A 20703-nucleotide genomic window follows, 5' to 3' on the forward strand; every position below is an offset into this window, starting at 1 on the left:
CTTACAAATTTATAATTATTTCTCGTTTAGTTAAACCGCACTAGAACGGTGCTTACTTCCCCAAAAAAGCGCATCTAGAACTCGCTTATCTATTCCCGGCTTTAATACTCTGTACATTTTAAAGCAACAAAACCGACATAAATCCGACTCAATACCGTCATGCTTTTGCTCGACAATCACCTCGCACAAGGAAACCTTAAACTTAATATAACCTTACAAACTTACGGTGATAATAGTGAACAACATCAAACGAATAGCTGCGTTTATTTCTTGCAGCCTCGCAACTATCGCAGCGAATGCAACTGTATTACCCAGCACTCAAACTGATAGCCAGTGGTACAAAGACAGCGCCAAGCTCGTCAATGATAAAACTCAACAAACTACGCTATCTAAGGCGAAAAACGTGATTCTTTTTGTTGGTGACGGTATGGGCGTGTCGACCTTAACTGCCGCGCGCATTTTTGAAGGCCAACAACAAACAGGAAATCAAGGTGGTGAAGAGAATTTCCTAAGCTTTGAACGCTTTCCTAACACCGCTCTGGTAAAAACATACAATACCAATCAACAAACCCCTGACTCTGCAGGCACCATGACCGCCATGGCTACAGGCGTAAAATCTAAGGCTGGTGTGCTATCTGTTTCTGATACCAGCTTACGCGCTAACTGCCTCTCTTCAAAAGGCAATGAGCTCATTACTTTGGTCGATCTAGCCAATGCCAAAGGCCTTTCAACAGGTGTTGTTAGTACTGCACGTATCACCCATGCAACTCCTGCAGCAGCCTACGCCAACTCTCCTGAGCGTAATTGGGAAGCGGACTCAAACTTACCCGATGAAGCTGTCAACAATCAGTGTAAAGATATTGCCTACCAACTTGTGATGCGTGACCAAGCTAACGCCCTCACTGTTGCTTTAGGTGGAGGTCGCAGAAACTTCATTCCAAACGATATGACTGACGGCGAAAATAAGTCTGGCCGCCGCTCTGATGGCCTTGATCTCACCCAAGCTTGGACAGACAACTTAAGCAACGCAGCCTACGTTTGGGATAAGGCTGGTTTCGACGCTATCGATGTTGCCGCCACAGATCATTTACTCGGCCTATTTAACTCATCCCATATGGAATATGAAGCTGACCGCTTAGATGACACTGCAGGTGAGCCTTCTCTTACCGAAATGACGACCAAGTCGATTGAACTACTCAATAAGAATGAACAAGGCTACTTGTTGATTGTTGAGTCAGGGCGAATCGATCACGCTCACCACGCAGGTAATGCTTACCGAGCGATGCAAGACACCGTTGAGCTATCAAACGCTGTAAAGGCTGCTGTCGAGTCAACCAACCCAGATGAAACGCTCATCATGGTCACCGCAGATCATAGCCATGTGTTTACGATTGCAGGCTACCCAAAGCGTGGTAACCCAATCCTTGGGCTTGTCCATAACATAGATGGCAGCGTTGCCATGGCAAAAGATGGCAAGCCATATACCACTGTAGGCTACACCAATGGCCCCGGTGCCGTTGTCGGTCTGCGAGATGATTTGAGCTCAGTTGATACCCAAGACAAAGAATTTATGCAGCAGGCTTTAGTGCCTATGAGCAGTGAAACCCATGCAGGCGAAGACATTACCCTGCACGCAACAGGTCCAGGTTCAAATCTCGTTCAAGGTGTTATGGAGCAAAATGTCATTTTCCACATTATTAATCAGGCCCAAGAACTTGGTGGCACTAAATACTAAACATGAGTACTCACTTTCAGCAGTACTAATTAACTACTGACTCTCACTGAAGAACATTCAGTACGAGTACCCATTTATGGAGTTTAAAATGAACAAGAAATTACTAGTGTTATCAATTACAGCCATGCTGGGACTTGCCGCTTGCGGTGATGATGGAGAAAACGGAGCCGATGGCAGCGATGGTAATAATGGCCAAGATTGGAGCGCTGTTAACCAATGGTTTGTCGATGGTCAGTCACGAGTGACTCAAGCCCAAAAGCTCAGCGTTAACAACCAAGCTGGAGCCGCAAAAAATATGATTTTATTTGTTGGCGACGGCATGGGAGTCTCAACCGTAACGGCAGCTCGTATATTAGAGGGACAACTCAAAGGCCAAACTGGTGAAGAACATACTCTGGCTTTCGAAACCTTACCCTATGTAGGCCTAGCTAAAACGTACAACGTTGACGGACAAACTCCCGACTCGGCAGGAACCATGACCGCTATGGTCACCGGAGTAAAAACCGATGTTGGTGTCATTTCTCAGGCTGAGGGTGTGACTCGCGGTAACTGCGCCTCGACCGATGGACAAAACCTAGTCACTTCGCTTGAGCTTGCGGCCATGGCTGGCTTATCGACAGGCGTTGTGTCTACTGCGCGTATTACTCACGCGACGCCTGCAGCGACCTATGCCCATGTACCCGAGCGTAACTGGGAAAGTGATGCAGACCTACCCGCCGAAGCAATCAGCAATGGCTGCAGCGATATCGCCTCACAATTGTTGGCGTTTGACCATGGCTCAGGACTCAATGTGGTGATGGGTGGCGGACGCCGCGCTTTTATTCCTAATACAGTGACCGATCCTGAAGGTAAGTCTGGTAAGCGATTAGATAATAGAGACTTAACCAATGAGTGGCTAACTAAATATACCAATAGTGCTTATGTCGCCAGCCGAGATGAGTTTCTAGCGTTGGATCCAGACACTACCGACCACGCTCTTGGCTTATTTAACTCATCTCATATGGAGTATGAGCTAGACCGCACTACGGATGGCGTCACGGGTGAGCCGTCTCTTGCAGAGATGACAGCGAAGTCGATTGATATCCTGCAGAAAAATGATAAAGGCTTTGTGCTTATTGTCGAAGCGGGACGTATCGACCATGGCCACCATGCCGGCAATGCTGCCCGAGCATTACACGACACCATCGCACTGTCTGAAGCGGTACGCGTCGCCATGGAGAAAACCTCTGAAAAAGACACACTATTAATTGTTACCGCAGATCACAGCCATGTATTTACCATTGCAGGCTACCCCACTCGCGGCAATCCAATTTTAGGGTTAGTGAAAGGTAACGGCGCTGACGGACAGCCTGCCGTGACCAATGCCACCGACGCCAATGGACTACCTTACACCACCGTAGGCTATGCAAATGGCCTTGGCTACGCCAACCTAGTTACTGGGGGCGATGAACGCTATGGCTACGCTGCCGCTCCAGGACGCTTTGACCTTAACTATGTCGATACTCAAAGTCACGGTTTCCATCAAGAAGCCTTGGTGCCACTGAGTAGCGAAACTCATGCGGGTGAAGACGTAGGGATTTTTGCAAGCGGCCCAGGTGCTCACTTGATTCAAGGTACTGTGGAGCAAAACCATCTATTCCATGTAATGAATCACGCAGGCAATTTAGTGAAAAATGCCGAGGAAGTTCAATAAAACGCGAAGCTTACTAAAACCAAGGGTAAGTCCAAGTGTGAGCCGCCGAGCTAGACTCAGCGGCTCTAAACAATCAGCGCTTCAAATTAACTCTACAACAATTTAAACATATCTCGCGCTAAGTCTTTGCTTAGCCGCCATAGGAGCTAACATGCTAGTTTCACGCTTCACGCCATTCTCGACTGCGACTCAAATTAAAAAATTAAATTACAAAAGTCGACTCTTTAGTCATCTCGCTTTAATTAGCTGCTTGAGTACCTTGCTCATCAATACCAGTGCGACAGCTCAGAATCAATGTTCTGACATTGATGCTACCCATATCAATGCAGAGCACCTACGAGCAACATATACCGTCACCGATGCAACAGGCCAACAAACTAAACTCACGCTAATCAGAAATGACCAACGAGTTATTTATCAACCTAACCCTATTAGCTTTGAAATGTGGAATAAACGGGGCGAGTATGTTCGCTACTTCCCTATGGAGCAACGCTCAATATCCTATCGCAAAGGGGATCTATTATCCCTGAATATGCACTTTAATTTTCAGCAGTTAAACCACCTAGTCAATCCAAGCACATTACAACAATTAACGATACAGCAAGCATCGAACCAGCCTCAGATAACGGATCAACTCATACAAAATTGCCAAACTAGCCAGTATTATCAAGGCCTACTTCAGGGCAATAAAATCGCACTTGCGTGGCAAGCTCAACTCGCCCTTCCTTTGGCGATGACAATTGAGAAAAATAACCGCGCTGTTGAGTATCAATTGTCTACACTACAGACATTTGACGACAAGCAATTTGCCGCTCTGATCTCTGGCTATAAAGATATGGATTTTGCAGATGTAGGCGATAATGAATCCGACCCTTTTATTGCTAAGATGATCCACCAAGGTTTCATTCAACACGGTAGCTCAGGTTTTTACGATAGCCAAGGCAATCAGCTATCTGGAAGTGACGGCAGCCACCAGCATTAAGCCTCAATGCCAATACCCATCAATATCACTGCGGCTATAACACTTAAAACAAAAAACCTAGGCACTGCCTAGGTTTTATTTCATCAATCAGGGTTAGCTTGTTAGCCGCGAGCGAGTATACCTTTTAGCTCACTGATAAAACGTGTGATGTCCGCTCTAGCAATATCTGCATGGGTCACAAAACGTATAGTTTTACCCGGACTAAGCAAAATCCCCTTGGCTTTCAATTCAAGCGCCAGCGCTTTGGTATCAATTTTGTCACTTACCGCAGCAAACACCATATTGGTTTGCACCTGAGACATATCGACTTCAAAGCCTTCAATCGTTGCAAGCTCTGCTGCTAAATAAGCCGCATTATCATGGTCTTCGGCTAGACGCTCTACCTGCTCGGTTAATGCAAGCGTAGCAGCAGAAGCAAGAATACCTGCTTGACGCATTCCACCACCAAGCACCTTACGCCAGCGTCTGGCTTTAGTGATCAAACGTTCGTCACCTAGTAGTATCGAGCCAACTGGGGCACATAAGCCCTTAGACAAACAAATTGATACCGAATCAAAATATTGAGTGATCTCGGTCATCGGAATATTTTGCGCCACCGCCGCATTCGCGACACGAGCACCGTCCAAATGGATTTTCAAACCGCGTTCAAAAGCAAGCGCTTGAGCCGAGGCTAAATACTCCTGTGGCACTATCTTACCGCCGATGGTATTTTCTAGACTTAATAAACGTGTGCGAGCGAAATGGATGTCATCAGGCTTAATCGCTGCCTCAATATCACTCAGTAAAATACTGCCATCAGCTTGGTTAGTCAGTGGCTGAGGCTGGATACTGCCTAATACCGCAGCTCCACCACCTTCAAATTTATAGTTATGGGCTTGCTGGCCACACAGGTATTCATCACCGCGCTCACAATGAGCCATTAATGCGAGTAAGTTTGCCTGAGTACCTGAAGAGGTAAATAGCGCATTATCATAGCCAAACATATCGGCGGCCATCTCTTCCAGATAGTTAACACTGGGATCATCGCCATAAACATCATCCCCAACTTCAGCCTGACTAATCGCGGCGCGCATTGCTGCCGTAGGCTTAGTCACAGTATCACTGCGAAAATCAATCATTGTTAACCTCAAGTATCTAGATCTGGAATTATCAAACAGAGGCTAATATTACTTTGACGTAAGACCAACTACCAGCAAAAAACCAAAGTTTACAAACAAGCAAAAATAACACTCACACTTGGATGCAACCACCAAGAGAGCAAATTAAGCAATCATGAATACTTCTAAAATAAAAATCTTATTATAAACACTCATCAACATGCATTAATGCTAACAAAACTGAACACCTCATATATTTAGCATTAGAAAATATAATGCAAGAACTAAACTTTTATCATTGTATTTTTGGCCTAAAAAGAGGCAAAATCCTCTTCCTTTTATTTAGCTAGTGCGAATTATGTTAGAAGTTAAAGTTATCAGCTTTTTATGGCTAATCGGTATTTTAGCCGAAGCAATGACAGGTGCACTGGCTGCTGGTAAAAAACAGATGGACCTGTTTGGTGTAGTCATAATAGGTTGTGTTACCGCGATAGGTGGCGGCACGTTGCGCGATATTTTACTCGGCAACTACCCATTAATTTGGATTGAGAATGTCCATTATTTGATTGCCATTGCAGCAGCCTCTTTACTTACGGTAATGATAGCCCCGGTTATGCGTCATCTGTCTAAACTCTTTCTAGCCATTGATGCGGTGGGTTTAGCCGTGTTCTCAATTATCGGCGCACAGAAGACCTTAGTGTTAGGCTTTAGCCCCGAGATAGCCATTGTGATGGGAGTGGTGACTGGCGTGTTTGGCGGTGTTATTAGAGATATTCTCTGTAACCAAGTGCCGCTGATCTTTAAGAAAGAGCTCTATGCCCTAGTTGCACTATTGACTTCATCTGCCTATGTGGCGATGAAGTTTAACGGCATCCCAGAGTGGGTTAACCTTTCTATATCTCTGGTATTTGGCTTTAGCTTTAGAATGCTAGCCATTCGTTACAAGTGGTCTATGCCCAAGTTTGATTACCAATACCAATCAGACAATGCACACTAGGCTTGATAAAGCGAATAAAAAGGTCGGCATATGCCGACCTTTTTATTACCCAATATTTGCTAGCTTTGGCAGTTAAGCAGTTGGTGCCTCTTTCACATAGAGATCCATCTGCGGATATGGAATACCGATCCCAGCCTCATCAAGCGCATTCTTAATTTGCTCAAGAATTTCAAAGTGTGCAGGCCAGTAATCAGCGCCTTTTACCCAAGGTCTAACTACAAAATTCACCGATGAGTCTGCAAGCTCTGAAACTGCGACTGTATATGCAGGATCTTTAAGTACATACTGACTGTTATCGAGAATGTTTGTTAACACCTTCTTAGTCTCGGCTAGGTTAGCATCATAAGAGACACCAATCACTAAATCTAAGCGACGCGTTTCCATCGCCGAATAGTTAACAATGGTGCCATCCATCATCGCCGAATTTGGCGCAATAATGACTTTATTATCTGGAGTCAGCAAGCGAGTTGAGAAAATTGTAATTTCATCAACCGTGCCAGCAATGCCTGCAGCTTCAACATAATCGCCAACGCGACAGGGTCTAAATAGCACCATCAATACGCCTGCAGCAAAGTTAGACAGTGAGCCTTGTAGCGCTAAACCAACCGCCAAGCCCGCGGCACCAATTACAGCCACTAACGATGCCGTTTGCACGCCAATCTGGCCTAGTGTGGCAACGATGGTAAAGACAAACACCAATGCCCAAGCCATATTGGCAACAAACGAAACAACGGTACTATCGACCTTACGCTTATTGAGTAATTTGGTCGTTAAGTTTTTGGCGACTTTCGACAGGAACTTACCGATGACAAATATGATGATCGCAAATATGATCTTCATACCGTAAGTGACAATTAACTCTGGCGCTTGCTCCATTAAACCTTGCAAGTTATCCATTTATATACTCCCTCAAATTTAAGATAAACTATTGAACAATTGCTAAAAATTCAACTCGACGATTCAGCTCTCGCCCCTGTCGAGTTTGGTTGTTGGCGACAGGCTCTGCACTACCTACACCAACAACCTGAAACCTACTAGCATGTAAACCAAACTGCTCGACTAATACCTTTTTTACCTGCTCCGCCCGCTTTAGTGACAGCTGCATGTTATAAGCAGGGCTACCTAACGAGTCCGTATGACCCACCAGCAGTAAGTCCCTGCCAGTCGATTTTAGCCAGCGGGCTATCACCTCAACCGCTTGAAGCTGATTGAGTAGAACATCTGCACGGGCAAATTCAAACTTAACCGCAATATGTGACGGCTTTGTACATGCCGCTGGATATCGTTTGCCAGCGCTTGTCCTTAGACATAGGTCTGGCGTGATAACCATTGACCTATTCAGCTGCCCCCCATTGGCAGGTGACTTCTTACAACCATTGGCACTGACAACAGTATTAAGCGGTGTCGATGCACAAGCATCTTTCAGATCCGGCACGCCATCAAGATCGCTATCTTGCCACTGTTTAGCTTCTAACATCGCCGGCAAGAGTGCCGTTATAATCAAAACGAGTGTTAACTTTGCCATCATATTTCACCTATCTCACCATTACACTCTGCTATGGTTTAGATGATAAGCATCATATTCAACCGCATATAATTGTATTTGCAACCGATATCAGTGATTAATGATTAAAAGGTAATGGGCGACATATTAACGCAATCGATACAAAAACACAGTTAAACAATTAACTTAAACAATACAAGCATAGTTAATATCTGCCAGTTTTCGATTTTGTCCTCTAACTGAAGAGAGGAGGAAGGGGCTTGCATAAGGCTCGCCCCGCTAGAATACTAAGTCATTGTGGCGCAAAAGCTGGCCAAACTAAAATAGGTAACGATATTGCAACTGCACAGTACGTGGCGCGCCTAAGCTGGCAATAGGGTATTGCGCTTTATGACCGTGCTTAAAAATACTTTGAGTCACTTCGCTATCAAACAGGTTATCTATGGTAAGAGAAAGTTGCTGATCCTGCTGCTCCGTTATCCAAGCTTGAATACCAATATTGGCTAGCAGGTAATCGCCTGCGGTTAAGCCATAATCGACAAATTCACCAACATACTGACCACTCACCCAAGCGGCAATATCATCATTCACATCGTAGCTAAGTTTTGCAAAACCAGTATATTCGGGTACTCGCTCAATCTGTTCGCCAGTATCTTGCCGCTCGGCAGAAGCATAGCTGCCGCTGAGTTCCATCAGCAACTGCTGCGACAACTCGGTTACAAGATGCAGGTCGATACCATAACTCTCGACACGGGCATCGAGGTTGTCATAAATAAATTCAACCTCACTAAGTGCACGCGGCTCGATAAGATTGTCGATACTACGCCAGTAGCCGTCGACAGTTACCGATATATCACCTTGATATTGAAGCCCAAAATTGACGCTTTGACTCGTTTCAGCAACGAGTTCAGCATTGCCAAGCGTACCGACTTGGGAGTGCAATTGTGAGGCCGTCGGTTGTTTAAACCCATTACCAAGATTTGCTTTAAGTTGTAGATGCTTGGCAATATCATGGGTTAATGCGAGATTACCCACCCAAATAGTTTCATCGTTTGCTAAGCGATTAACCCTTGCACCAACTGATAGCTGCGTATCGGGCAATACGTCAATCTTAGGTTGGTACTGACTAAATAAAGAGTAGGTATGATCTTTGTCTGCAGTGAACAGCATGACCTCATCAGCTCCTTCATACTCTTCATACTGGCCACCAAAAACCCATTGGCTTCCAGCTTGTGTCTGATAGTTAGCACTCACAGTTGCGCCTAGATCTTTAAAGCCCCAATATTGCTGCCAATATGCCACTTCAGTATTGCCCTTCTCATCTTGAGTGATTTCACTGTAGCTGGAATCCCAGTGCTGATAGTTGACCTTAGCCTGCAGCAGCAATTGCTCAGAAACCTCCAACTGCCAGTCGGCATAAGCAATCGTTTGTTTGCGCTCGTTCTCGCTTAATATCGCATCATAAGCCAACGGGCGTTCGAGCAAGCCATCGCTGTATTGGGCAAAAACAGTAAGCTGCTGCTCGTCACTTAACGACCAGCGAAGCTTGGCATTTAGATTATTCATTTGATAGCCGCGCTCTTTATCTAACACAGCCGTTGGAGAATACTCTTCATCGGGCCAGAGTGCATAACCATCTGACTGACTTGAACTTGCCGCTAGACTCAATTGCACCGAGTCGATTTCACTGCTAACAAAACCTGAGAGGTCGTAACTAGGTAGGCTATCAGCGGCTAGACTCAGCTCTCCGGCATCGCTCCCCTGATAACTCTTAGTAATAATATTAATGACGCCGGCAATCGCTTCAGAACCAAATAACACACTCTGGGAACCTTTGATCACTTCAATACGCTCGATCATCATGGGATTGATGCTATCGGTATAGGTTGAGCCATAGAGGCGGTTGTTCAATCGATTGCCATCTAGCAGCCAGAGAATGTCTTGTGGGCGACTGCCCTGTAGCGAGTAATCGGTATCGGTATGACGCCCTGCTCGCCCATTAGCGAACAATCCGGGGACGAACTGACTCAGGATCTTATTGATGTCCACGCTACCCGCTGCATGGATCATCTCATTACTGATGACCGTAACGTCGCTGCCTAAATAAGCATTTGTGTAGGTACCATCGTGATGATGTTGAAGGCCGTGGACGGTGATTTTTTCAATCTCATCCGCGAAAGAAACGGAAGTGGTAACAGATAAAGCAAGGGCTATTAATTTGAGTTTGTCATGCATCTTTAAATGTCCATATAGTTATAAGCAAATGTTTAAGCTCATTTTTTCAACACGGACTATATATATTCATCATCCCAAGATGCGTGATAGAGATCACCACAATGAATATGAGTATGACGAATTTTATAAAAGTATTACCGCCCTTTTTTCTCCTATCACAAGTTCTTCATAGAGGAAATAACGTACAAATAGAAAACCGCCACTAATTGATAGCAGCGGTTATTTTTGCAGTAAGGGAGTTTAACACTTAACTCGCCACTTTTAGCTTGAGCTTAATGTTGTCGTAACACCAGTTAAATGCCACAGCATAGAAGAAGAAAAAGACTAAGAACGCCGCCTCCAACATTAACGCCTGTAGCAAGGTGATCCCTAAGAACCAAGCAATGGCTGGTACGGTAATAAAGATGATTCCGCCCTCAAAGCCACAGGTGTGACCAATGCGCATCTTTAGAGTCCGATTCACCCTGTCGGAACCAAACTGTTTATCAAACCAAATGTTATAAAAGTAGTTCCAGATAACGGTGTAGATACTCAACCCCACACCTACGGCTAGCATAGAGGTAGCTTCTGTGCCCGATAACATCGATGCCGCCGGAACTATGATAGCTAAGGCCACAGCCTCAAATAAAATGGCATGAATAATTCTGTCTTTAACTGTCATGGTAATTCGCTCTAAAGATAAGTTGCAACCATTATCATCTCTAGCTACGATACATAAAAGTTAGATACCATCACTTTTACTGATATGTTAACCATCGAGCAGCTCTATTCATTCGTAACGACCGTAGAAACGGGTTCCTTCTCTGCCGCAGCCAGAAAGCTTGGTAAGGTTCAGTCTGCGATCAGCCAACATATAATCAACCTTGAAATAGATACCAATCAGACACTATTTGATAGAAGCCATCGCTACCCAGTACTAACTCGGGCAGGCGAACAATTGCTACCACAAGCCAAAGCGGTACTGGCCCAGCATCAGCGGCTTAATCAGCAGGTACAGGCGCTGGATAAGCAAGATGACTTAAAGCTTACGCTTGCTGTTGATGAAGGGATCCCCTATGACAAGTTTACTGCACTGCTAAAAAACCTTTCTGCACAATACCCACAATGTGAACTTGAGCTGCTCTGTGCTTCCAGTTTAGATATCATTCACCTCGTGGATACTAAACGTGCCAACTTAGGTATCGTATTTAGCGAGCTATCCTATCCTCAGAGTCTAGACTTTGAGTCTTTAGGCGCAGTGCAATTTGAATTACTGGTGAGCCCTGAGCACCCTCTTGCTCAAGAAACCTCATCCCACATTGATGTACTCAAGCTGCATCGGCAATTAATTATTGGCTCGAAAACAAAACAAAAAGGATGGTTTAACACGCCCCATTCTCCTGATGTATGGCATGCCGATAACTACTACATGTTACTCGAGCTCGCCAAAGCAGGCTTTGGTTGGGCCCTACTGCCACTGCATCTATGTGAAGAAGCCATTGAAACGAAGCAACTTTGCAAACTTAAGATTGATTTCGAGCAACTGGGTTGGCAGGCTAACGTCGATGTTATTCAACATAAAAGCCGCTGTGAAAATGAATTCAATAAAAAAGTCAGAGCCTTAATGCGCGGGTTACTTAACTAATACTTATCTGAATCTGAGGCAATAACACATAAAAAAAACGGCCATTTGGCCGTTTTTTCACTTAAGTGACTGTAGATTATTTATCTTCAGACTTAGGAGGGTAGTTAAGTAATAATGCCCCTACCGCTTCATTAACCACTTCTACGCGCTCTTCAGGGGTATCTTTGTCACGCATCGTATCAGCAACAGAGCCTCTCCAGATTAGCTTGCCTGTTTTAGCGTTAACTAAATCAAGGATCAAAGTACCGACTTCATATTCACGCACAGTGGTTTGAGTGTGACCAACACCACCCCAGCCCCAACCTGGGCCATAATATGGGTTATAGCCATAGTTAGAATTGAAGGTGTCGACATTGATTTTCTTATCGACTTTGGTTAGATAATTAACCAATACATCAGCACTGCCAACATCGGCTTTTGTTAGCCCTTTTAGCTGCAGCTGATCATCAACCGCTTTACGAACGCGTTGATCCATCAAACCATCTAAATGATATGTCGAATCCGCTGTTTTCTTCTCTACCCAAGCGTAGGTTTTCACCTCTGAAAAGTTTACACCTGGATCATAATCTGAGCTTGTTTTAAGTGAACTACATGCACTTAATGCTAGCGCCGCCATGATTACCAATAACTTCTTCATGTTATCTCCAACAATATTCTTTTATCTTTTGAGTACTTATTAAAACAGCTTACAGAGCAATTTATGGATCTACAACTCAATTTTAGTAAATCCTCAATAGGTTCAGCTTGACTTAAGCAAACAACCTAATGATAATGATTATCAATTAGATTAACTTTTATAGTTTATAGAGAGTCATTTTATGTCTTGGTTTATCGCGGCTTTTGCCATCGCAACTGTAATGTTTTTCATCACACCAGAAAAAGTCATAGATAAAGCAGATAACCAGCCTTCTATCGTCGATAAATTCAGTAAGCATTCACTTGTAATACTGCCTTTATTAGTACTGAGCTGGCTCATTATTGCCATAGCCAGCTCCCCTATCATCCATTTTGCTGGCACAGCAATTGGCTTTGTTTTGACCTCTTGCGCCATTGCCCTACCAAGTGCTCACAAGTATCTGGCTCCTTTAGCCACGCTAACTTTTGCATCGCTACTGATTGAACTAGCACTCTATCTTTAAATACACTTGCGCGTTTATCGCTCCTCAACTTTGAGGCGTACTCTGAGTTTTAGGTATTGATTCTAGCCTTTGATTTTAGACAGTGTTTAGAAATGCCATAGAACAGAGTAAACGCGCAGATTCTGTTTCCCGCCTCTCCCGTAACGCCAGCAACTTTGCTAAACTGCTTCCATTAGTTCACCAGCGACCATACAAATGAAATCCGATCCAAACGTATCATTAGTCTATAGCACTGATAGTGGCAGAATTGCCCCCGAAAAACAGACTCAAACGGCGCCAGAAGGTGACGGAGTTGTCAGAATTCATAAAGATAGTAAGGGCCGTAAAGGCAAAGGCGTATCTGTCATTAAAGGTCTTGGGTTACAAGAAAAGGAGCTAAAGGCTTTAGCTCAAAAACTGAAAAAACAGTGCGGCTGTGGCGGTACAGTTAAAGAGTTCAATATTGAAGTGCAAACCGATAATAGAGAACAACTAAAAACTCTACTTGAAAAACTCAATTACACTGTCAAATTGGCGGGTGGTTAACCCCTGCCACAATGGAAAAATCAATGGACAGTTTACAAAATCATTTCTTAATCGCAATGCCGTCCTTGCAAGATACCTTTTTTGAGCGTTCATTAATCTATATTTGCGAGCATGACGAAAAAGGTGCCATGGGGATAGTGATCAATAAACCCAGCGGTATTATCGTCGATGAGCTATTAGAGCAGATGGAGCTAGCTGAAGAGCCAGAGCCTATTATCTCTTTAGCAAGGGAAGTTCTCGTTGGTGGTCCAGTTAATCCCGAACGCGGTTTTGTACTCCATACCACTCAAGACTGTTGGAGTAACAGTGATGCGATTACTCCAGAGGTGATGCTAACGACCTCGCAAGATATCTTAACCAGTTTAGGTTCAGACAAGGCGCCGGAAAAGTTTGTGATCGCCCTAGGCTATGCAGGTTGGACTCGAGGTCAATTAGAGCAAGAGATCATCGAAAACACCTGGCTGTCGATCCCCGCAAGTCCAGAACTATTGTTCGATATAGAACATGACAAACGTTGGCAGCTTGCCACTGAGTCACTTGGCTTTGATATTTGGCAACTCTCGAACCTTGCTGGTCATGCGTGATATTAGCGCAATGCAAAACTATTAAATAGGAATACACATAAATGGGCGACAAAAGCGTCTTAGGATTTGATTACGGTACCAAGAGTATCGGCATCGCTATTGGACAAGAGCTTACCGCGAGTGCCCGGCCTCTACTTTCTATTAAAGCCGTAGACGGTATCCCTAAATGGGAAGAGATTGGCGCGCTCATCAACGAGTGGAAACCGGATCTTATTGTTGTTGGCCTGCCACTAAATATGGACGGCACAGAGCAAGAGATGACCCAAAGAGCAAGAAAGTTCGCCAACCGCTTAAGTGGCCGTTTTGGCGTAAAAGTCGCGACCCAAGATGAACGTCTAACCACTGCCGATGCTAAGGCTAGACTGTTTGAGATGGGCGGTTACAAAGCACTGACTAAAGGGCAGGTCGATGCCATGTCTGCGGTGTTAATTGTTGAGAGCTATTTCGAAAATCAGTACCTATAGCAGTAAGCATTAGCCTATCAAAATCACTAATAAAAAAGGGAGACATTAATGCGATGGCTCCCTTTTCTCTGTCTAACTAATTATCACTTTTCACTATTTCTAGCGATTCACTCTCTTTAGCTCAAGTACGTTTAACTTAACTACCTTTAACTTAAGTACGGCTTCACGATATTGGCCATCATCTTAATATGGTCATCGTTATCATTTAATGCGGCAATATAACGATACTTCTCCCCACCCGCTTCTTCAAAGATCTCACGGTTCTCACCGGCAATCTCCTCTAATGTTTCTAAACAGTCAGCACTAAAGGCTGGGCACACAACCGCAATATCTTTCACCCCTTGGCTAGGTAAAGCCTCCATGGTGGCATCGGTATAGGGCGTTAACCACTTGGCTTTACCGAAACGAGACTGGAAAGTCGTTATATACTGCTGTTCTGTTAATCCCAGTTTTTCCACCACTAACTTGGTTGTCTGCATACAAAAACAGTAATAGGGATCGCCCAGATGCAAGTTACGCTCTGGCATACCATGGTATGAAAGCACCAGCTTTTGTGGCTGGCCATTAAGAGCAAAGTCTTTGGCAATCGAAGCCGCTAAAGCCTCAATAAAATCTGGATGTTCATGATAAGTATTAATAAAGTGCAATGCTGGCAGATAACGCCACGTGCTCAGCTCTTTAGCGATAGCATCGAAGGCTGAGGCCGTTGTTGGCGCTGAATACTGTGGATACAGGGGCAGTACCACTATTTTATCTATGCCTTCTTTATGCATTCGCTGCAGTGTCGATGACACCGAAGGCTTACCATAACGCATACAAAAATCCACGGATACAGCTTCGCCACTCTGCTTAAAATGCTCAGCCAGTTTTTGGCTTTGGCGACATGTGATATCCATTAACGGTGAACCCTGCTCAGTCCAAATCTGCTGGTAGAGCGCTGCTGATTTTGCTGGACGTACACGCAGAATAATCCCATGTAAAATCATCATCCAAATTAGCTTCGGGATCTCTACAACTCGAGGGTCAGCTAAGAACTCCGCTAAATAACGTCTAACTGCCGATGTTGTTGGTTCATCGGGCGTGCCCAAATTAACCAATAGCACGCCAGTTTTGCCACGCTTTTGATGACCGTTCTCCTTGGTTAACCCTAAATACTTAGCCAATATAACTCCTTAACTTATAACTATATTTCTATTCATTATCGATACGTTTAAAGCAGCGAAAAGATCAAAGTTAATTCATAAAAAAGCAGGCAATAGAATCTATTGCCTCTTTTTCAATCTCATCTCAATTTAATCTAAATTGAGTGTCACCCCATCCATTGAACTAGTACTAGTAGGATCTGAGCTTTGTAGCTTAATCATCAAACGCAGATCATTGGGTGAATCCGCATGATGTAAAGCATCGGCATAACTAATCTCACCATCTGTGTAAAGCTTCAGCAAGGCTTGGTCAAAGGTCTGCATCCCCTGCTCGTTTGATTTAGCCATGGTATCTTTAAGAGTGTGAAGCTCATTCTTAGCGATCAAACTAGCCACACGGGGCGTGTTAATTAACACCTCAATGGCTGCGCGCCGCCCTGTACCATCGCTCTTAGGTACCAGCTGCTGCGCCACAATTCCTCGCAAGTTTAATGACAGATCAAACAACAACTGATGGTGCTTACTCTCTGGCACTAAATGCATGATTCGATCCAGTGCTTGGTTAGCATTGTTAGCGTGCAAGGTTGCCATGCAAAGGTGACCGGTTTCCGCAAATGACAGCGCAAACTCCATCGTTTCTTGACTACGGATCTCACCAATCAAAATCACATCTGGCGCCTGACGCAGTGAGCTTTTAAGTGCGGCGTCGAATGACTCGGTATCGATGCCAACTTCGCGCTGGGTAATAATGCTCTGTCTATGGTCGTGCACAAACTCCACAGGATCTTCAATAGTCAGAATATGTCCACGGGCATGGGTATTTCGATAACCGACTAAGGCAGCAAGAGAGGTTGACTTACCCGTTCCGGTACCACCCACCATGATCACCAGCCCACGTTTGCTCATAACCAAGTCTTTAAGGATCGGTGGCAGCATCAAGTCATCGACCTCAGGGATCTTGGTCTCAATACGGCGCATTACACAACCAGGAGACTCCCTTTGCCAGAAGGCGCTAACACGGAATCGGCCAAAGTCTTTAGCCGAAAAAGCGAAGTTACACTCTCGAGACTCGTGAAACTCCTGCTTTTGAACATCGGTCATTAACGACTCAACAAAATCGAGTGACTGAGCTGGAGTAAAGGCGTTCTCGCCGAGTGGCCGCAGCTCACCATCAATCTTGGCGCTAGGCGGAAAACCAGCGGTAATAAACAGATCCGATGCTTTACGCTCAATCATCACCTTTAGAAAAGGACGAACATCCATAGACTAACTATTCCTATTAGCTATATACCAATTAAAAGTTTGCTTGTTTGTTTGAACTCTTGGCCATCGCGTCTTCGCGAGAGATCTGTCCACGGTTAACCAAGTTCTGTAGACACTGATCCAGCGTCTGCATGCCATGAGCCATACCCGTTTGGATAGCCGAATACATCTGGGCGACCTTGTCTTCACGAATAAGATTTCGGATCGCAGGCGTACCCATCATAATTTCGTGGGCTGCCACTCGGCCGCCACCAATTTTCTTAATCAAGGTCTGAGAGATCACCGCCTGTAACGACTCTGACAACATGGTACGAACCATGCCCTTCTCGCCCTCAGGGAATACGTCAACCACACGGTCAATTGTTTTCGCCGCTGAAGTGGTGTGCAGTGTACCGAATACTAAGTGACCGGTTTCGGCCGCTGTCATCGCCAACCGAATGGTTTCAAGATCTCGCATCTCACCCACAAGGATCACATCAGGATCTTCACGAAGCGCACTTCGAAGCGCGGCATTAAAGCTATGAGTATGACGGTGCACTTCTCGCTGGTTAATCAAGCACTGCTTGTTTTGGTGAACAAATTCTATTGGGTCTTCAATGGTTAGAATGTGGTCATGACGATTCTCATTCACGTAATCTATCATTGCCGCCAAAGTGGTACTCTTACCCGAGCCGGTAGGGCCGGTAACCAGCACTAAGCCACGAGGAAAACTTGCAATCTTCTTGAAGATCTCTGGCGCACCTAGCTGCTCAAGACTTAAGATATCGCTAGGAATGGTACGGAAAACCGCCGCAGCACCGCGGGACTGGTTAAAGGCGTTAACACGAAAACGTGCAAGACCGGGAACCTCAAACGAGAAATCGATCTCTAGATGTTCTTCAAAATCCTTACGCTGCTTATCGTTCATGATGTCATAGACTAAGCTATGCACACCTTGGTGATCTAATGCGGGTAAATTAATCTTTCTCACTTCACCATCGACACGGATCATCGGAGAAACACCCGCTGAAAGGTGTAGATCTGACGCATTGTGCTTTACACTAAAGGCTAGTAACTCTGTGATTTCCATAGTTTGGGATATCCATTCAACCAAAAACTTACAACATGACAACAATAACAGACAGACTCGCAATCGCCCAGAGCCGGATCGCACAAGCGGCGCAAAATTCTTCTCGCCGAGTAGAAGATGTACAACTGCTTGCGGTGAGTAAAACAAAACCCAATAGTCAGATCATCGAAGCCTATCATGCGGGTCAACGCCGCTTCGGTGAAAACTACGTACAAGAGGGTGAATCAAAGATCAACGCACTGAGCCAAGAGTTCCCCGATATCGAATGGCACTTTATTGGACCGCTGCAATCGAATAAGACCAAAGTGGTTGCCACACTGTTTGATTGGATGCATACGGTTGAGCGCGAAAAAATTGCCCAAAGGCTTAATGACCAGCGTCCGGCGTCAATGCCACCGCTTAATATATGCATTCAGGTCAATATCAGCCAAGAAGCGAGTAAGTCAGGGGCTGAAGCTAGTGATGTAATGGCTCTGGCCGATAAAATAGCGCAACTACCAAGCTTGACTCTGCGCGGCCTTATGGCGATTCCCTCGGCAGATGTCGATGAGCAAACGGCCACACAGGAGTTGGCAGCCTTACAATCGCTTTATCAGCAATTAGCAGAGCGTTTCGACACCATAGATACCCTGTCTGTCGGTATGAGTAACGATTTGGAGCTAGCCGTTGCCCATGGCTCAACCATGGTGCGTATTGGTAGCGCTATCTTTGGAGAACGTGATTACACCAAGGTATAAGTTTCATATGACTAATTTAGTCGCAATATGAAAATTGTTTAATAGCATAAAACTTGTATTCCTCTTATCCGCCCAGATATTAACAGGTAAAATAGTCTGTATCTGTGCGGCTAATATTTTTGCTGCTAACTAAAATTAAAAAGAGATCTTCATGACACAAAAGAAAGTATGCTTTATTGGCGCAGGTAACATGACTCGCAGTATCGTCAGTGGACTAGTGAAAAGCGGCTATAGCCCAGAGCTAATTGAAGCGACCAATCCAAGTCAACCTAAGCTAGATGCTATGGTGGCAGACTTTGGCATCAAGGTGTCTAACTGCAACCTCGATGCCGCAAAGGCTGCCGATGTTATCGTGCTCGGTGTAAAACCGCACCTGATGCAAATTGTCTGTGAAGAGCTAAGTGGTCTCGATCTCTCTAATAAACTGATTATCACCATAGCCGCTGGTGTTACTGCTAAGCGTTATGGCGATTATTTTAAGCAAGAGATCAAACTAATACGCACTATGCCTAATACTCCCACGCAAATCGGTGTAGGCTTAACGGGGCTTTATGCGGGAGACGAGATCTCGGCAGAACAGAAAGCTATAGCCGAAACTTTAATGGCTACTGGCGGCGAAGTGGTTTGGGTCGATAAGGAAGATGACTTAAATCAGGTGATAGCCTTAGCGGGCAGCTCTCCAGCTTATTTCTTCCTATTTTTAGAATCTATGGTAGAAAGTGCGATTAAAGGCGGCATGTCTGAAGTTGCAGCCAGAGAGATGGCCCAACAAGCAGCCCTTGGTGCTGCATTAATGGCTAAACAGAACCCAGATGTTAGCTTGGCGCAGCTAAGAGCAAACGTCACTTCGAAAGGCGGTACAACAGCGCAAGCCGTTGAGACGTTTGAAAAAGGTAACTTACGAGGCTTGGTCGATAATGCGATGGGGAATTGTATCGCCCGCGCCGAAGAGATGGCAAAGCAGTACTAATTTTAAATTTAACTTGAACAAGTAGAGTAAACAGATGAATGCATTTAGTTTTCTGATAAGCACAGTATTCGATCTATACCTGATGGTCGTGGTATTACGTATTTGGCTACAACTAGCAAGAGCCGATTTCTATAACCCTTTCAGTCAGTTTATCGTAAAGGCTACCCACCCTATCGTTGGCCCAATGCGCCGTGTACTGCCATCATTTGGTAGCTTCGATACCGCCTCTTTCGTATTGGCGATAGCTGTTGTAATGCTTAAGTTTGTCACCTTGAGCTTAATGGCTGGAGCGGCAATCAGTGTGCCAACCTTACTGCTTGTCTCTTTAGTGTCAGTGATTAAAGAAGCGGGTGTATTATTATTCTGGATGTTAATCCTACGCGCAATTTTGAGCTGGGTAAGCCAAGGTAATAACCCTATCGAAATGGTAATGGGTCAGCTAACTGAGCCACTACTTGCACCTATTCGCCGTATTTTACCTCCAATGGGTGGGCTAGATTTATCACTACTAGTGATGATGATTGCGCTTAATTTCATTAATATCTTGCTCGCACAATACGTTCCATTCTGGGCTAACGTATAGTGACTCCGGCACTAATGCAGCAGGGCAACCTGCTGCTACAACTCTATATCCAACCCAAAGCTAGTCGCGACCAAATCATTGGCCTACACGGTGAAGAGATAAAAATAGCTATTACGGCTCCACCTGTCGATGGCAAAGCTAATGCTCACCTCACCAAGTATCTCTCTAAAGCCTTTAAAGTGCCGAAAGGCGATATTGAAATTGTTAAAGGCCAGATGGGACGTCACAAACAGGTAAGGATCACAGCCCCCAAACTGATCCCAGAGGAAGTACAAAACCTTTTGTAACCTTTATAGTTACCATTGCAATAAGGCATTGATGCCAACTAAGTTCTATACTGTTAACAAGATATCTATCTAA

At 44.8% G+C, this 20703-nt stretch carries 22 protein-coding genes; 13 read left to right on the forward strand and 9 right to left on the reverse strand.

From position 1 onward, the window contains the following. The first annotated feature begins 229 nt into the window (after positions 1-229). From K5Q92_RS19545 to K5Q92_RS19555, 3 genes are all read left to right on the forward strand, one after another. On the forward strand, positions 230-1735 hold the full coding sequence (locus K5Q92_RS19545) for an alkaline phosphatase (RefSeq protein ID WP_220770590.1): 1506 nt from the start codon (positions 230-232) through the stop codon (positions 1733-1735). An 88-nt stretch (positions 1736-1823) separates the two neighbouring features. Then, positions 1824-3428 carry an alkaline phosphatase gene (locus tag K5Q92_RS19550; protein ID WP_220770558.1) on the forward strand — a complete coding sequence of 535 codons (1605 nt, stop codon included), beginning with the start codon at positions 1824-1826 and terminating at the stop codon, positions 3426-3428. A 151-nt stretch (positions 3429-3579) separates the two neighbouring features. Beyond that, the gene (locus K5Q92_RS19555) at positions 3580-4410 is read left to right on the forward strand and encodes a hypothetical protein (RefSeq protein ID WP_220770559.1); all 831 of its coding nucleotides are present in this window, start codon (positions 3580-3582) and stop codon (positions 4408-4410) included. A 101-nt stretch (positions 4411-4511) separates the two neighbouring features. Here K5Q92_RS19555 and ltaE read toward each other — a convergent pair whose 3' ends face one another. Then, positions 4512-5528, reverse strand: coding sequence for a low-specificity L-threonine aldolase (gene ltaE, locus K5Q92_RS19560; RefSeq protein WP_220770560.1), 1017 nt, complete (start codon positions 5526-5528; stop codon positions 4512-4514). 337 nt (positions 5529-5865) lie between these two features. Between ltaE and K5Q92_RS19565 the strand changes: the two genes are divergently transcribed. Next, complete coding sequence (locus tag K5Q92_RS19565; protein ID WP_220770561.1) at positions 5866-6504, forward strand: trimeric intracellular cation channel family protein; 639 nt, start codon at positions 5866-5868, stop codon at positions 6502-6504. Positions 6505-6576: 72 nt separating this feature from the next. Here K5Q92_RS19565 and K5Q92_RS19570 read toward each other — a convergent pair whose 3' ends face one another. The 4 genes from K5Q92_RS19570 to K5Q92_RS19585 all read right to left on the reverse strand — a co-directional run bounded on the left by K5Q92_RS19570 (position 6577) and on the right by K5Q92_RS19585 (position 10904). Further along, positions 6577-7401 (reverse strand): mechanosensitive ion channel family protein, encoded by an 825-nt coding sequence (locus K5Q92_RS19570; RefSeq protein WP_220770562.1) that lies wholly within the window; start codon positions 7399-7401, stop codon positions 6577-6579. A 28-nt stretch (positions 7402-7429) separates the two neighbouring features. Beyond that, positions 7430-8032, reverse strand: coding sequence for an OmpA family protein (locus K5Q92_RS19575; protein ID WP_259649644.1), 603 nt, complete (start codon positions 8030-8032; stop codon positions 7430-7432). Between the two features lie 294 nt (positions 8033-8326). Beyond that, entirely contained in the window at positions 8327-10243 is a 1917-nt protein-coding gene (locus K5Q92_RS19580; protein WP_220770563.1) for a TonB-dependent siderophore receptor, read from the reverse strand. A 247-nt stretch (positions 10244-10490) separates the two neighbouring features. Further along, the gene (locus tag K5Q92_RS19585; RefSeq protein WP_220770564.1) at positions 10491-10904 is read right to left on the reverse strand and encodes a PACE efflux transporter; all 414 of its coding nucleotides are present in this window, start codon (positions 10902-10904) and stop codon (positions 10491-10493) included. An 84-nt stretch (positions 10905-10988) separates the two neighbouring features. Between K5Q92_RS19585 and K5Q92_RS19590 the strand changes: the two genes are divergently transcribed. Next, positions 10989-11867 carry a LysR family transcriptional regulator gene (locus K5Q92_RS19590; RefSeq protein ID WP_220770565.1) on the forward strand — a complete coding sequence of 293 codons (879 nt, stop codon included), beginning with the start codon at positions 10989-10991 and terminating at the stop codon, positions 11865-11867. A 76-nt stretch (positions 11868-11943) separates the two neighbouring features. On the opposite strand, the gene K5Q92_RS19595 is transcribed toward K5Q92_RS19590, so the two are convergent. Then, on the reverse strand, positions 11944-12504 hold the full coding sequence (locus K5Q92_RS19595) for a DUF4136 domain-containing protein (protein ID WP_220770566.1): 561 nt from the start codon (positions 12502-12504) through the stop codon (positions 11944-11946). Between the two features lie 181 nt (positions 12505-12685). On the opposite strand from K5Q92_RS19595, the gene K5Q92_RS19600 reads away from it, so the two are divergent. From K5Q92_RS19600 to ruvX, 4 genes are all read left to right on the forward strand, one after another. Then, entirely contained in the window at positions 12686-13006 is a 321-nt protein-coding gene (locus K5Q92_RS19600) for a hypothetical protein (protein ID WP_220770567.1), read from the forward strand. Between the two features lie 195 nt (positions 13007-13201). Continuing rightward, positions 13202-13531, forward strand: a complete 330-nt coding sequence (yciH, locus tag K5Q92_RS19605) for a stress response translation initiation inhibitor YciH (protein ID WP_220770568.1) — start codon at positions 13202-13204, stop codon at positions 13529-13531. A 23-nt stretch (positions 13532-13554) separates the two neighbouring features. Beyond that, entirely contained in the window at positions 13555-14115 is a 561-nt protein-coding gene (locus K5Q92_RS19610; RefSeq protein WP_220770569.1) for a YqgE/AlgH family protein, read from the forward strand. Positions 14116-14156: 41 nt separating this feature from the next. Next, positions 14157-14579, forward strand: a complete 423-nt coding sequence (gene ruvX / locus K5Q92_RS19615) for a Holliday junction resolvase RuvX (RefSeq protein ID WP_220770570.1) — start codon at positions 14157-14159, stop codon at positions 14577-14579. Positions 14580-14725: 146 nt separating this feature from the next. On the opposite strand, the gene hemH is transcribed toward ruvX, so the two are convergent. From hemH to K5Q92_RS19630, 3 genes are all read right to left on the reverse strand, one after another. Further along, the gene (hemH, locus tag K5Q92_RS19620) at positions 14726-15742 is read right to left on the reverse strand and encodes a ferrochelatase (RefSeq protein ID WP_220770571.1); all 1017 of its coding nucleotides are present in this window, start codon (positions 15740-15742) and stop codon (positions 14726-14728) included. A gap of 129 nt (positions 15743-15871) precedes the next feature. After that, a complete protein-coding gene (locus K5Q92_RS19625; protein ID WP_220770572.1) occupies positions 15872-16984 on the reverse strand; it encodes a PilT/PilU family type 4a pilus ATPase in 1113 nt (370 codons plus the stop codon). 31 nt (positions 16985-17015) lie between these two features. Next, positions 17016-18053: a type IV pilus twitching motility protein PilT gene (locus tag K5Q92_RS19630; protein WP_220770573.1), complete on the reverse strand. Its 1038-nt coding sequence runs from the start codon at positions 18051-18053 to the stop codon at positions 17016-17018. 35 nt (positions 18054-18088) lie between these two features. Here K5Q92_RS19630 and K5Q92_RS19635 point away from each other — a divergent pair, with 35 nt between their 5' ends. The 4 genes from K5Q92_RS19635 (at position 18089) to yggU (ending at position 20630) form a co-directional block, all read left to right on the forward strand. Continuing rightward, positions 18089-18790: a YggS family pyridoxal phosphate-dependent enzyme gene (locus K5Q92_RS19635; RefSeq protein ID WP_220770574.1), complete on the forward strand. Its 702-nt coding sequence runs from the start codon at positions 18089-18091 to the stop codon at positions 18788-18790. 151 nt (positions 18791-18941) lie between these two features. Then, positions 18942-19760, forward strand: coding sequence for a pyrroline-5-carboxylate reductase (proC, locus tag K5Q92_RS19640; RefSeq protein ID WP_220770575.1), 819 nt, complete (start codon positions 18942-18944; stop codon positions 19758-19760). A gap of 34 nt (positions 19761-19794) precedes the next feature. Further along, on the forward strand, positions 19795-20343 hold the full coding sequence (locus K5Q92_RS19645; protein ID WP_220770576.1) for a YggT family protein: 549 nt from the start codon (positions 19795-19797) through the stop codon (positions 20341-20343). 14 nt (positions 20344-20357) lie between these two features. Continuing rightward, positions 20358-20630 carry a DUF167 family protein YggU gene (gene yggU / locus K5Q92_RS19650; protein WP_275660437.1) on the forward strand — a complete coding sequence of 91 codons (273 nt, stop codon included), beginning with the start codon at positions 20358-20360 and terminating at the stop codon, positions 20628-20630. The last annotated feature ends 73 nt before the right edge of the window (positions 20631-20703 follow it).

Source organism: Shewanella sp. MBTL60-007, from assembly GCF_019654915.1.
Taxonomy (GTDB): Bacteria; Pseudomonadota; Gammaproteobacteria; order Enterobacterales; family Shewanellaceae; genus Shewanella.